Raw genomic sequence first — 13,061 nt, 5'->3', positions numbered from 1 at the left:
TTGGAATCCCCCTTATACGGCTTTCTTACGGTCTATGAGTACGGCAATGGCAATAACGATCCCTTTGACCACCATCTGGTAAAAAGAGGATACGCCGAGCAAGTTCAAACCATTGTTCAAAATCCCGATAATCAGTGCACCAATCAATGTGCCTACGATACGTCCACGACCACCAGTTAAGCTCGTACCGCCTAATACTACAGCTGCGATAGCATCCAGCTCATAGGATGTGCCTGCTGTGGGTTGTGCTGAGTTCAATCTGGAAGTCAGGATAGCTCCTGCCAATGCGGACAACATACCGGTCAATGAATAGATCATAATTTTAATGCGGTCTACTTTAATCCCTGAAATAATTGATGCTTTTTCATTACCACCAATGGCATAGGTTTTACGACCAAATGGAGTTTTGTGCAATACAACCCATAAGACTGCGAAGACGATGAGCATTGTTATAGCAGGTACAGGTATTCCCAGTAAATATCCACGACCAAACAATTGGAAGGTCATGCTGTCTCCAAGACCTGTGATTGGATTACCGTCTGTGTATACAAGAGTTAATCCCCGGAAAATCGTCATGGTCGCCAACGTAGCGATAAATGGTGCCATTTTACCTTTGGTAATCATGAGTCCATTGACCATCCCCATCACACCACCCGCTAAACAACCTACAATAATAGCTAAGACAGGATCCCAACCTGACAACATCAGGTTAGCTGTGAAGGCACTGGATAGGGCTAGAATAGAACCCACCGATAAATCGATACCACCCGTTAGAATAACAAAGGTCATCCCAAAAGCGATAAGCGCATTTATGGCAACTTGTCTAAGCAAGTTCAGGATATTAAGGGGCTCCATAAAGCTTGGGTTCAACACCGTAACGATAACAATTAGAATAATCAGCCCTAGTAATGGACCTAGCTTCTGTGTAATTTGCCCGATTTGAAAACCTTTATTTTCTCTCTCACCTTTGATAGTTGTCATTACTATTGCCCCCCTGTAGCTAACGTCATGATTTTTTCTTGCGTAGCTTCTAGTTGTGATAGCTCTCCACTAATTTCCCCTTCATGAACCACTACGATCCGGTCGCTCATTCCTAAAACTTCAGGAAGCTCTGACGATACCATGATAATGGCGACTCCACGTTCCGTTAATTCGTTCATGAGCTGGTAGATCTCCCGTTTAGCTCCTACGTCCACTCCACGGGTAGGTTCATCGAGGATAAGCACACTTAAGCCAATCCCAATCCATTTAGCGATGACCACTTTTTGTTGATTCCCCCCGGATAAATTCCGGACTAAAGTGGAGGAAGACTGTGTCTTGATGTGCAGCCGTTTGATAAGTATGTCTACAAATTCTTGTTCTTTTTTATCAATGATTACACCCTTAGGAGCGAAGCTATATAAATTTGTAAGGACCATATTGTCTCGAATAGAGAAATCAAGCACTAACCCTTCATCTTTCCGATCCTCCGTAACGAATCCTATCCCCACCTTCATCGCATCATTGGGATTTCGAATCGTGACCTTTTCTCCCCGTACCATAATCTCACCACGGTCTAACGATTCCAATCCGAATAAGGTTCTCATCATTTCTGTTCGTCCAGATCCCATTAATCCTGAGAAGCCTAAGATCTCACCAGAACGAACGGAGAAATTAACATCTTTAAATTGCCCTTTTTTCGTGGCATTTTTGACTTCAAGAACAACCTCTCCGGGTTTGGAGGTACGCTCAGGAAACCGGTCAGTTAATTCACGCCCTACCATCTTCCGAACTACATCATCGAAGTTAGTCTCTGGAATGGGCTTCGTGTCTACTGTTTTCCCATCTCGCATGACCGTTATTCGGTCACATATCGTAAAGATCTCTTCCATCCGGTGCGAAATATACACGATGGAGACGCCTTCCTTTTTAAGGGAAGTTATGACTTCGAACAATTTTTGGATTTCCCGTTCGGTTAATGCCGCTGTCGGTTCGTCCATGACGATAACTTTTGCATGAGTCATAAGCGCTTTTGCAATCTCAATCATCTGTTTCTCACCTACCGAACATTCCCCCGCCTCTTGATTTAAGGGAATCGTTACGGAGAGCTTACGAAATTGTTCATTTGCTAACGCTTTCATCTCTTTCATATTTAAGATCCCTAGTTTGGAGGTTCGTTCCTTACCAATAAACAGATTATCTAGAACCGTCATATCCGGCCACACGTTCAGCTCCTGATGGATAAAAGCGATCCCATAACGTTCAGCCTCTTTGGGATTATTAAAGTATGTTTCCTGACCATCTATAGTAATGGTCCCTTGATCACGCTGATGCAGTCCAATCAGAATGTTCATCAGAGTAGACTTGCCTGCGCCATTTTCTCCCATCAGGGCATGAACTTCGCCATCCTTCAGTTCAAAATCCACACCCGTCAACACACGGTTAGCCCCAAAAGATTTATAAATATCTTTCATCGTAATGTGCATACGCTTTGAACCCCCTTTTTATCAAAAATAGACCCCGGCTTGTAAAATACAATTTGCATAAGGCTTAGCTTCCCCCGTACGAATGATGACCTTCGCATGCTGGGTTAACCATTTAAATTGTTCATGTGAAATCGCCTCTATAGGTATTTCCTTAAATTTGTCATTCAAGTATTCAGAGGTATCTTTATTTTTTTCAGCTAATTCCTCTGCTACGATAACTTTCTCAATGACCATATCCTCTGAAATGATTTCGACAAGCTCTTGAAAGCTGGGAACTCCCAATTTAAGTGCTAAATCAATCTTTGGAACACCAGGTGGAACGGGTAATCCAATATCAGCAATGACAATCGTATCGGTGTGGCCTAAATCAGTAAGCACTTTGGAAATATGACTGTTTAAGATTCCTTGTTTTTTCATAATTAAAGACTCACCTCCACCTCTACTCTTGTTGGCATGCCACCTTGGGCACCAAATTTTGTGACGGATAAAGAAGCCGCGCGATTGGCAAACTTTACACTAGTTCGAATAGACTTGCCTTCAGCTAGAGCAACAGCAAATGCCGCATTAAAAGTATCTCCTGCTCCAGTGGTATCTATAGCATTTACTTTATAGGTGGGAACTAAAACTTCCTGTTTACCATCGTAATAACGCACACCATTGCTGCCCTCGGTTATAAATAACTTATTGGGATATTTGCGTAAAGCTTCAGCAGTACTCATCTCAGGAAATAATATTGCACATTCATGTTCATTGGGTGTTAAATAGGTGGCATTGTTTATAATCGTTTCACTGATAGGACGAGCAGGTGCTGGGTTAAGCAACATAGGCACATTGAATTTGTGGCAAATCTCACTTACAAAAGACACCGTTTCTTCCGGAATTTCTTGTTGGATTAATACCATGTCAGAGCCTTTAATATTCTCAAGTGCCCGTTCAACCAATGCAGGAGTAACTAAATCATTGGCTCCTTTTACAACGATAATGCTGTTATCGCCTTCCGCTAAAATGATGTGAGCTGTTCCGCTTTCGGCATGTGTAACCGGTTCCACATTGGCGGTAAAAACGCGATTCTTTTTCAGATTATCCATGATAGCGGTACCATAGAAATCATCACCTACACAACCAACCATCGTAACTTCTGCTCCAAGACGGGCTGCAGCGACTGCTTGGTTCGCGCCCTTACCGCCCGGAACGGTGGAGAATTGTTCTCCAAGCACAGTCTCACCCGCGTGAGGTCGCTTATTCGAAGTCACTACTAAATCCATTGAACAGCTGCCAATTACACAAATCTTAGCCATTTTCATCAACCTTTCTCATGTTGTCATCTATTCTTTACTTCTTGTAGTTTCCCGCTCCACAAAGCTAACGGGTAGTTGAATAATCTTCTCTTCCACCTTATCTTGCTCAATTAGCTTAATAAGTAAACCCGCGGCTTCTCTACCCATATCATGTGCCGGCTGGCGAATGGTGGATAAAGCAGGTGACAACAAGCTGCTAAGCGGGATATCATCAAATCCGATGATTTGCAGATCCTGCGGCACTCTTTTACCTAAACGATGTGCTTCATGAATGACTGCCGTCGCCACAATATCATTACTGGCAATTACGCCATCTGTATCTATATATTTAGCAAATAACTCCACAGCCCATTGTTCTGCTACTGTATGGGAGAAGGATGAAGTTTGGATCACATTATAGCTGATTCCCATTTCATTAAGTACTTCAATCGCCCCAAGAAATCGATCTTGTGCAGGTTTGATATGCGCCGGTCCTTGTATTACTGTGATTTTTTTGCTTCCCCGTGCGATAATCTCTTGTGCTGCAAGACGTCCGCCCTTTTTGCCATCTGCGTATACGGAAGGGCTATCGTTAGAAGTACGGTCCAGAAATACGACCGGAATTTTCAAGTTAGAATAAACGTCGCTCTCAGGGAAGTTGGTTGACGATATCATGCCAATGACATTATTTTGGATAAAGGTTTGAATATAATCCATCTCTTTGTCCTCGTTCTCATCACTATTGCCAAAGATGATCCGATAACCTTGCTCCTGCATCCGATCCTCTATCCCCCGCGCTAACTGCGGGAAGAAGGGGTTGGTAATATCAGGCAAGAGCAGCCCGATTAATTTAGATTTCCGCTTGTACAATGATCTTGCAACCTCATTAGGGGTATAATTCATTTCTTTGATCGCTGCCTCAACCTTTTTGCGAGTATCGATATTCACATATCCAGATTCATTTATAACCCGTGAGACTGTTGCTACCGAAACTCCAGCTATTTTTGCGACATCTTTGATCGTCATCATTCTTTAATTCATCCCCCAATGTGTAACCGGTTACATGTATTACATAAATTAGATTATCACATAACCTTTTCATTTACAAATCTTTTTTTTGATCATAAAGCTAACAAAAGATACCAATTATATATCGATATCTTTTGTTATTTGAATTTATTTATCTGCAAAGCGATTTAATAATTTTATTGTATTGAAGTGCATACCTTCATGGTAAAGTGTGAAATTTATGAATTCACCGATTGAATTTAAGGTTAATCCACTTCCTGTTGTAAGAGGGGTTACTTGCTCACTTAAGCGATTGTGAAAAGCTTCCTGGATCCGTTTGGGTTGCTCCGTAAGCATCTCAAGTAAAACTTCAAGCGTTGGCGGTTCCTCATTCCACTCGGCTGGTTTAGTCCCTTTCGCAAATAAGCGTTCAAAGCTTGCCGGCAATTGCATAAGCTCCCTAGCAGAATGAAAGGCAAACTTCTCTTGCACCAAATAAATATGTCCCAAGTTCCAGCGGATATTGTTATTAAAACCTTCTGGAATACTATCTAAAATTTCCTCAGATAGTCCCTCGACAGCACGCACAGTAACACTACGCACAAACTTAAGTTGTTTGAATATGATTTGATCCATTATGACCCCTCCTAACTTTTATCCATAGTTTACCATAAGCTTATCTTTAATTTCCTAATATTATTTTAAACTTAATTGTTTCATAACGAGCGTAATAAACGACTGCATATAGCTTTCTTGAAGTTCCTTCTTTCTGTAACCCATCCATATCGAATGCTTGGAGACTACATTTTCTACTGCTACATTAGCTAATGTTCCCTGATCAAGATAAGGTTTCGCCAACAAAGCGGATACATAACTAATTCCATAACCGGCAATCACAGCTTGAATAACTTCATTCACTCCATTAAATTGAAGCCCAATCGTTGGTTGCTGTACACTTCTTTCTTCACACAACCGGACAAGCCGCTCTCTGGCTGCACTGCCCTCTTCTCTCATAATAAATGCTTCAGACATCACTTCTTCAAAGCTAACCTGCTGATTGGCATAAGGATGATGGGAAGAAACCACGAATACATACTCGTCCCTATATAACTCCCGATGTTCGAACACTCCTGTATTATGCGAAGGAAACTCCATATCACTGTAAATCGCCACGTCTGCTTCAAAATTATTCAATTTTTCCATGACTCCATGAGAATTAGTAGTAGTGATCTGAATGTTAACTTCCGGAAAAGATTGTTTAAATAATGACGCCCACCGGGGAATGAGGATGCTTGTCGCCAAATAATTACCTGCAATCCGCAGATTCCCCTCAGGAAATTTGTGATAGTCTTCAATGATTTGCTGGACTTGATCACCCATGGCAAAAAACTTCTCAAGAGGTTCGATTAACCTTTTTCCTAAAGGGGTGGGCACCATCCTCTTTCCTTTAATTTCAAATAATAAAATATGATTCTCCCGTTCAAACTTACGGATTTGCGCTGATATAGCGGGTTGACTGATATGCAAACGTTCAGAGGCTTTGGTCACACTACCTGTGATCGCAACGTAATAAAACAATTTTAATACATGATAGTTCATCGTGATCTCTTCCTCACTTCATAAAATAATATCTGTATTCGCCGCTTATCCTCAGTCATTTTACTATAACTATACATTATGGATGTTAACTATTATATATTGTTTATTTATATTTATTTCTTTTATACTTACAACTATTCATAAGGGAGGTTTTGTTAATGACAAAGACAGTATTATACTTAACCCGCCACGGGCAAACAGAATGGAATTTACAAAAACGAATGCAAGGCCATCAAAATTCTGCGCTTACAGCCTTGGGCGAACAGCAGGCGGAATGGTTGAGAGATCGTTTGCAAGTAGAAAACTTAGGCGCAATTTATTCTAGTACTAGTCCAAGAGCATTGCATACTGCACAGATTTTACGGGGAAAGCGGAGTTTACCTATTCATCAGCAAGTTTCTTTAATGGAAATTAACATGGGGAGCTGGGAAGGAATGAATACGGATCAGATACAACTAGAATCCCCTTTACAATATTCCCATTTTTTCACCAGACCCGATCTATATATTCCTCTAACCTCAGGTGAAACTTACAAGCAGCTTGAACAAAGAGTAGTGCCGACAATGGAGCGCATCATAAACGATAACGTAGGGCTAGAAGTGCTCATCGTCACCCATCGGATGACTTTAAAAGTCATTATGGCTTATTTTCTCAATAAATCATTGCAGGAAATAGGGGAGTTACCGGATATTCTCTCTACTGCATTATGTAAAGTAACCCTAACTGATAACAATACAACCATCGATCTGTATGGAGATACTTCACATTATCAATGACTATGGGTCAAAAAATAAAAAGGTAACTCCGATTAACGGGGCTACCTTTTTAGCGTTCAACATTAAATATCCACACTTTTGATTATAAAACTGCGGACCTTCATCCATTTGCCTGAAATGAATTCATCAATCGTTTTCGTCTTTGGTCTAACGCAAAAGCGGTGTTTTGCCCCTTTATCAAAGCCCACAGCTTCAAAAATTAGGCTGTCCCCTATTTGCTCCTTGAAGAACACCTGCTTTAATCCCAACCTATTTAACATTTCAAGCTTTACGCTCTCAATATATGTGCGCGAATACTCCTTAGACATATGTGTTCCTCCTAGTAGTGGTAGTAATATTATAAGTCAATAGGAAGAAAATCAACAATAGTTCATATATTCATCATCCACAAAAAAACAACCAGGCAGCAATTCTCCGTTATTGGAGGTTCGCTGACTGGTGTTTTGGGTCTGTTGTGATTTGCTTGATAGGTTATGAGCTAAGCTTAATCATTCGTAGCTTTCGGATAACCACTCCGTTGTAGCGCACTATCTTGATATATCTGTAAGATAACTGCAATCTATAATCCACAAGGGCTAATTCTAACTTTAAGTGTATTCTATACAATTAAAAACTAGAGAAATAGCCTATAGAGTATTAAATCAGTAAAATAGATGTACAAAATACAGCTATTTTCATTGGCCGGGCGTTTTGAGCATTTTAGTTGTACAAAATACAGTTAAAACCATCTACTGTACACTTCAATGTTTCATACTCCATTACTTCATACTCCATTACTTCATACTCCAATAATTCACTGCTTCAATACTCCATTACTTGTTACTTCGAAGCCGTTGGCTCTCATATGGTAACTAGATGGGGTGTAGTCCATTATGAGTCAGCCCATTCATTACTGATTCCTTTTGCCTATCCTATCCGGATAATTCTATCTATTTAGTCCTTCTACTTCTACCTAATCGAAATCATCACTAACTTATTTAACTTCAGTTGCCCCAGTCACTTTACCTTCAATCCCTGCAGTTGCTTTCACATCTTCGTTTGCGAAGTAAAGATTTCCATCAATAGTCGAGGTTTCATGCAGGTTAAATCCGTTCGCTTCTACATAAACATCACCTTTAATGGTTCCGCCTTGAACTCGCAAATTTTCACTTTGTACGGTTAACTTAGGTACAGTGAGTGTGTAATTGGCAGTAACTTTGTGATCAGCGTCTTGGGCATAAAGAGCAATCTTACGGTAGATGTCGCCGTCTGCGGCCCCTTTATCATGGAATTCGCCTTCAACAACAACATCTTGGGCAATGGTCACATCATTTAGAATGGCAATAATCCAGTTTCCATCTTTACTTACAGCCTTGGTAAACGCATCTGCTTGATTTACGATTGAAGCTGTAGTAACTGCATCCGTTTGCTCTGTAGCTGGAGCCGTAGTAGCCGCTGAATTAGTTGCATTATTATTATTCGCACCACAACCAGACAAGACTGCAACCGAGACGCCTGCTACTAACATCATTTTAAATAACTTCATTTTAAATCCCCCTTGTTTTTGATTATAAATTAATTATATATTAAAATTTTTAATAAACAGGTGAAAATTTTCACAATATTGTGTCGTTATCTGAAGCGGTTTCACAAAGGTGATTAATTCCATACAAAAAGGACACTCCCAATAACTGCGGAAGTATCCTCATAGTCTTTATTACTATAATTTTTTAGATTAAATACCCTCTTGAAAAAGATATGGAACCATCATACTCTACACTTACTTTTTTAATGTTAGGTTTATGCAAAACATCAGCATAAAAATAATACAGCGGAAGGATGACCATTTGGTCAATGAGCATTTTTTCAGCTTTTGCATAAAGCTTGTTTCGTTCGCTAGTGTCTAATGTAAGCCTAGCTTGTTTAATATAACTATCATAAAGTGCACTGCTCCAGCCCGAATCATTATCGCTGCTCCAAGATGTGAAATAATCTAAAAAAGTCGATGGATCGTTATAGTCGGCTGCCCAAGCCGCTTTTGCCATTGTATAATTCAGCTTAAGACGATTATCAAGCAGATCTTCCCAGGGTTGAACCTCAAAGCCTACTGTAATGCCCAGATTTTTGTTCCAGCTGTTAATAACGGCTTCTGCAATTTCTTCATGACCTTCATTTATAATAATCGAAAAACTAGGAAGCTGAGTTAAGCCCTCTTCCTTCAAACCTTCCTGAAGTAATTTCTTAGCCTGTATTACATCCTCTTTGAAATACCGTGTATCAATAATCTCTGATCTAAAATTCAACTTGGAACCACGAATACTCCGAGGAATAAAACCGTAAGCAGGTGTACCATAGCCGATAGATTCTCGGTTAGCTGCCATGGCTAATGCTTTACGTATCTTCAGATTTTTGAAAGGTGCTTTGCTTAGATTGAACTGATAATAATATGTAGAAGCATACGGCAAAGCATATAACTCCTGAGGGAATACAGAATTTAAAGAAGCCTTATCTATCAGCTCATCTTTTGCCCCTACCCAGTCAACTTCATTGTTTAAGTAGGCCATAGTTGGCGAAGGTGTTCCAGCTTTAGGCCGAAGTAGATGCACCTCTGAGAAACGAATTTCTTGCGCCGCATAATAGTTTGGATTTTTAATTAGATGAATCGAATTTTCATCCCACTGTTGCAGTTTAAAAGGGCCATTAGTAACCATAGTTTTAATATTGTACGCCCAATTCTTATCTGCTTTCGCGACTTGCGCATTAATTGGCATGTAAATACTTTCCGCGAGAAGCTGCGGGAAATGTGAAGTTTTTTCATTCAAAGTCACTTGGAGTGTATCGTTATTTAACGCTTTCACACCCACTTTCGAAGACTCCTTTAGCTTCCCTTTATGATAATTCTCTGCGTTAGCAATTATGAACATTTTGAATGCATAGCTATTCATAGACTGAGGTGCAAGCGCTTGTTTCCATGCATACTCAAAATCTGAAGCCTTAACCTGCTGCTGATTACTCCATTTTGCGCTCGGCCGCAAGGAGAACGTGTATGTTTTCCCATCCTTGGAGACTGTCCACGACTTGGCTATCCCGGGAACCGCCTCTCCCGCATCATTCAAACGCACCAATCCCTCAAATATCCCTTTAATGACCGTAGTCGTACTACTATCTGTGGAAGAGGCAGGATCTAGATCTACAGGAATATAATCAAAACCAATACGCAACACCTGTTTAGCCTGTACAGCAGATGCAGTGTTCCCTTCACTTACATTTAAACCTATTAGTAATACTAAAACAAAGAGAACATGGAGCAATTTTTTCATCGACACTTCCCCTATTTCTATTATTTTTATTAACTAGAATAACATGGAATCTATTGATTCCGATAGATTAATTTCACCGTAATTCTTCCATTTCTAGAACCTAGCAGGGTCATCTAACTGCACACTCACTTCCCATTGACGCTTTGGGATCAGAATGTTAATCTTTAGAAAATATCACAAGGATAAGGGAGCTATTTACTGGTGAAAAAGACAACCATGAAGGACATCGCACTTCGTGCCAATGTCTCCGTCGCAACAGTGAGCTATGTTCTGAATCGTGTCGGCAACCAAACCATTCCTGAGAAAACGCGCCAGCAGATTCTTCAGCTTGCCGAGGAACTACACTACATACCCAATCTGGCGGCACGTTCACTTGCGAATCAGAAAACAGGATTGGTAGGTGTGCTTGTTAACACCTCAGCCCATACACCACACTGGAAGCTCCATGCCCAGTTCTCATTTATACATGCCTTGGAACAACGGTTAACAAATGCTGGTTACCATACGCTGCTATATTCACTTGATGTTGATCAGCCTTCTTTGGATATTATCGTAGAAAGAAAGCTGGAGGCTGTATTTCTAATCGATGTGCGCGAGGAAGCCTTTTATTCGATCTCCAAGCATTTTGTAGAAGGAATTCCTTTGATTCTGATCGACAGCATGATTGAAGATAAACTCTTTAAGCAGGTCCTTTTCAACTATCGAGCAGCTCTACAAAAGGTAAAACCACAGGACCTTTCACAGGTATGTTTAATTATGGAGAGCTTCAATAACTCTTTCCTCACCCGCTTTATTCAGGACAGTATTCCATTACCTGAAGAAGCGATATTTACCGTTGTCAATTTGGAGGAATTAAATACATTCTTACAGGAGGGGGGCTATAAAGAGGCCATTGTCATTAATGAGTTTATTGGAAGTTACGTTGAAAAAAACGGGAGGTTCGAACAACTCTCTGTTCTTTGCACCTGCAATTGTCCGGAAATATTAGGCGATGACGTTCATAAATTCATTTTCACAGGGGATAAAGCGGCTACTGCATTTGAACTAATGGACAAATTATTGCATCATTCTGACTACTCCGCACAAGAAAATAATTGTTATTTTGTAGAATAATTTTTTTGTCTATTCACTTAAGCGTTTAAGTTGAAGGGAGCATAACTTATGTCTGGTCCTGTATTAGTGAAACAAGTTCCCCCTGCTGTTCAAGCTCATCCCTCTCTTTGGAGAAATCGGAGATTCCTGCTGCTACTCAGTTCGTACTCCATTTCCTTATTCGGTAACACTTTTCATAGTATTGCTTTAAGTTTATGGGTACTGCAAACGACCGGCAGCGCCAAAATGATTGCCATCATCACGATAATCAATTTAGTGCTCAGTTCTTTACTTGGATCGATAGGGGGAACTTTTGCGGATAGGGTCAATCGTCGAACCCTCATGCTGATCACCGATCTGATAAGTTGCGGACTCGTAGTGACACTTGCTTTAGCCATTTCCCTGCCCTCTACATCGTTCATTATAGTCGCTATACTGACGGGTCTTACGACCGTTTCAGCTTTATTCCAGTCCCCGGCATACCAAGCTTCTATCACTACTGTTGTTGGTAAAGAACATCTACAAAAAGCGGTAGGATTGTTGAACTTGTCTGAAAACATCTGCCGGACTATTGGTTATTCAGCCGGTGGGATTTTCGTAGCGAGTTTTGGAGCAGCCGACGCTATTTTATTTGATGGAGCTACATTTTTCCTCTCCTTTCTGCTCGTTTTAGCAGTTCGCTCCCTTCCTTTGCCAACTCAATTAAATAACGCACCCAAGAAAGAACGGAAATTCACACAGGATCTGGTTGATGGAATTCGCTATATTAGGAGGTATCCTTTCGCACGCGCCGTTATGATTATGCTTCCTACCTTAACCTTATTTTTTGTCCCCTCCCTGATGTTGACGCAGGTTATGGCCGTCAAAGTGTGGGATTCCACTCCCTTTCAGTTTGGACTTATTGAAGCCTGTATTCCACTTGGTTATATGATCGGGTCCGGACTGATCTTGCTGCTTGGCTCCAAATTGAAAAACAGAGGTTTCCTTATTATGACTGGACTGCTATGTCTCGGTCCCCTGTACCTCCTGTTATCATTCGTCACTTCCGCTGCGATTGCCATTCCTATCATTCTTGTGATTGGCTTCATGTTCTCATTCTCCACGTTGCTGATTAATACAATCCTTAGGCTGGAAGTTTCAGAAGACATCCAGGGTAGGGTGTTCGGTGTATTAGGTTCTATCATGAGTGTAGCCCCATCCATTGGTCTTACTGCTGTCTCGTTCTTGTCTGATCTCTTCAGCCCTGGTCCTGTCATGGGTTCAATCGGAGTCTTACTGCTGCTGTTTGCCTTATCAACTATCACTAAATTAAAGGTAATTCGAAACTACAAGTAATTTCAGAATGTATCCTGTGTTCTTTATCTCCCTCTTTTTCTAATAACGCGTCTAAGATGAAGCTCAAACAGTAATAGAACAACCAGAAAAATCAATAACAGGAGACCCGCTATTCCAGTTAGAAACGGAAATAGGAGTGGGAAGAAAATACTAGGATAGGCCTTAGTAACATCTGAATAATACCCCATACCTATAAGGGAGGTACCGGAG

The 13,061-nt window shown here is 40.7% G+C and carries 13 protein-coding genes; 3 read left to right on the top strand and 10 right to left on the bottom strand.

Features of this window, described 5'->3' with window-relative positions; genetic code table 11:
* Nucleotides 1–12 precede the first annotated feature (12 nt).
* The 7 genes from MHH49_RS21465 to MHH49_RS21435 all read right to left on the bottom strand — a co-directional run bounded on the left by MHH49_RS21465 (nucleotide 13) and on the right by MHH49_RS21435 (nucleotide 6,349).
* Nucleotides 13–981 carry an ABC transporter permease subunit gene (locus tag MHH49_RS21465; RefSeq protein WP_036688938.1) on the bottom strand — a complete coding sequence of 323 codons (969 nt, stop codon included), beginning with the start codon at nucleotides 979–981 and terminating at the stop codon, nucleotides 13–15.
* Between the two features lie 2 nt (nucleotides 982–983).
* A complete protein-coding gene (locus MHH49_RS21460; RefSeq protein ID WP_038572232.1) occupies nucleotides 984–2,465 on the bottom strand; it encodes a sugar ABC transporter ATP-binding protein in 1,482 nt (493 codons plus the stop codon).
* A 21-nt stretch (nucleotides 2,466–2,486) separates the two neighbouring features.
* The gene (gene rbsD, locus MHH49_RS21455) at nucleotides 2,487–2,882 is read right to left on the bottom strand and encodes a D-ribose pyranase (protein WP_038572233.1); all 396 of its coding nucleotides are present in this window, start codon (nucleotides 2,880–2,882) and stop codon (nucleotides 2,487–2,489) included.
* 2 nt (nucleotides 2,883–2,884) lie between these two features.
* Complete coding sequence (rbsK, locus tag MHH49_RS21450) at nucleotides 2,885–3,763, bottom strand: ribokinase (RefSeq protein ID WP_036689135.1); 879 nt, start codon at nucleotides 3,761–3,763, stop codon at nucleotides 2,885–2,887.
* A 27-nt stretch (nucleotides 3,764–3,790) separates the two neighbouring features.
* Complete coding sequence (locus tag MHH49_RS21445) at nucleotides 3,791–4,771, bottom strand: LacI family DNA-binding transcriptional regulator (protein WP_036688945.1); 981 nt, start codon at nucleotides 4,769–4,771, stop codon at nucleotides 3,791–3,793.
* 147 nt (nucleotides 4,772–4,918) lie between these two features.
* Complete coding sequence (locus MHH49_RS21440) at nucleotides 4,919–5,386, bottom strand: DinB family protein (RefSeq protein ID WP_076147540.1); 468 nt, start codon at nucleotides 5,384–5,386, stop codon at nucleotides 4,919–4,921.
* Between the two features lie 60 nt (nucleotides 5,387–5,446).
* Nucleotides 5,447–6,349 (bottom strand): LysR family transcriptional regulator, encoded by a 903-nt coding sequence (locus tag MHH49_RS21435; RefSeq protein ID WP_076317124.1) that lies wholly within the window; start codon nucleotides 6,347–6,349, stop codon nucleotides 5,447–5,449.
* Nucleotides 6,350–6,507: 158 nt separating this feature from the next.
* Here MHH49_RS21435 and MHH49_RS21430 point away from each other — a divergent pair, with 158 nt between their 5' ends.
* Nucleotides 6,508–7,125 carry a histidine phosphatase family protein gene (locus tag MHH49_RS21430; protein WP_076147536.1) on the top strand — a complete coding sequence of 206 codons (618 nt, stop codon included), beginning with the start codon at nucleotides 6,508–6,510 and terminating at the stop codon, nucleotides 7,123–7,125.
* Nucleotides 7,126–7,187: 62 nt separating this feature from the next.
* Here the strand turns inward: MHH49_RS21430 and MHH49_RS21425 are convergent, their stop codons facing one another.
* From MHH49_RS21425 to MHH49_RS21415, 3 genes are all read right to left on the bottom strand, one after another.
* On the bottom strand, nucleotides 7,188–7,433 hold the full coding sequence (locus MHH49_RS21425; protein WP_036688955.1) for a hypothetical protein: 246 nt from the start codon (nucleotides 7,431–7,433) through the stop codon (nucleotides 7,188–7,190).
* Nucleotides 7,434–8,098: 665 nt separating this feature from the next.
* The gene (locus MHH49_RS21420) at nucleotides 8,099–8,650 is read right to left on the bottom strand and encodes a polymer-forming cytoskeletal protein (RefSeq protein WP_076100192.1); all 552 of its coding nucleotides are present in this window, start codon (nucleotides 8,648–8,650) and stop codon (nucleotides 8,099–8,101) included.
* 184 nt (nucleotides 8,651–8,834) lie between these two features.
* Entirely contained in the window at nucleotides 8,835–10,424 is a 1,590-nt protein-coding gene (locus MHH49_RS21415) for a peptide ABC transporter substrate-binding protein (RefSeq protein ID WP_051491588.1), read from the bottom strand.
* A 201-nt stretch (nucleotides 10,425–10,625) separates the two neighbouring features.
* Here MHH49_RS21415 and MHH49_RS21410 point away from each other — a divergent pair, with 201 nt between their 5' ends.
* Both MHH49_RS21410 and MHH49_RS21405 read left to right on the top strand, forming a co-directional pair.
* Nucleotides 10,626–11,537, top strand: coding sequence for a LacI family DNA-binding transcriptional regulator (locus MHH49_RS21410; RefSeq protein WP_076147527.1), 912 nt, complete (start codon nucleotides 10,626–10,628; stop codon nucleotides 11,535–11,537).
* A 48-nt stretch (nucleotides 11,538–11,585) separates the two neighbouring features.
* Nucleotides 11,586–12,851, top strand: a complete 1,266-nt coding sequence (locus MHH49_RS21405) for an MFS transporter (RefSeq protein ID WP_339809795.1) — start codon at nucleotides 11,586–11,588, stop codon at nucleotides 12,849–12,851.
* The last annotated feature ends 210 nt before the right edge of the window (nucleotides 12,852–13,061 follow it).

Origin of the sequence: Paenibacillus sp. FSL F4-0122, assembly GCF_038002845.1 — a bacterium.
In the GTDB taxonomy this organism is placed as follows: Bacteria; Bacillota; Bacilli; order Paenibacillales; family Paenibacillaceae; genus Paenibacillus_AQ; species Paenibacillus_AQ odorifer.
This window is presented reverse-complemented; position numbering and strand designations above follow the sequence as displayed.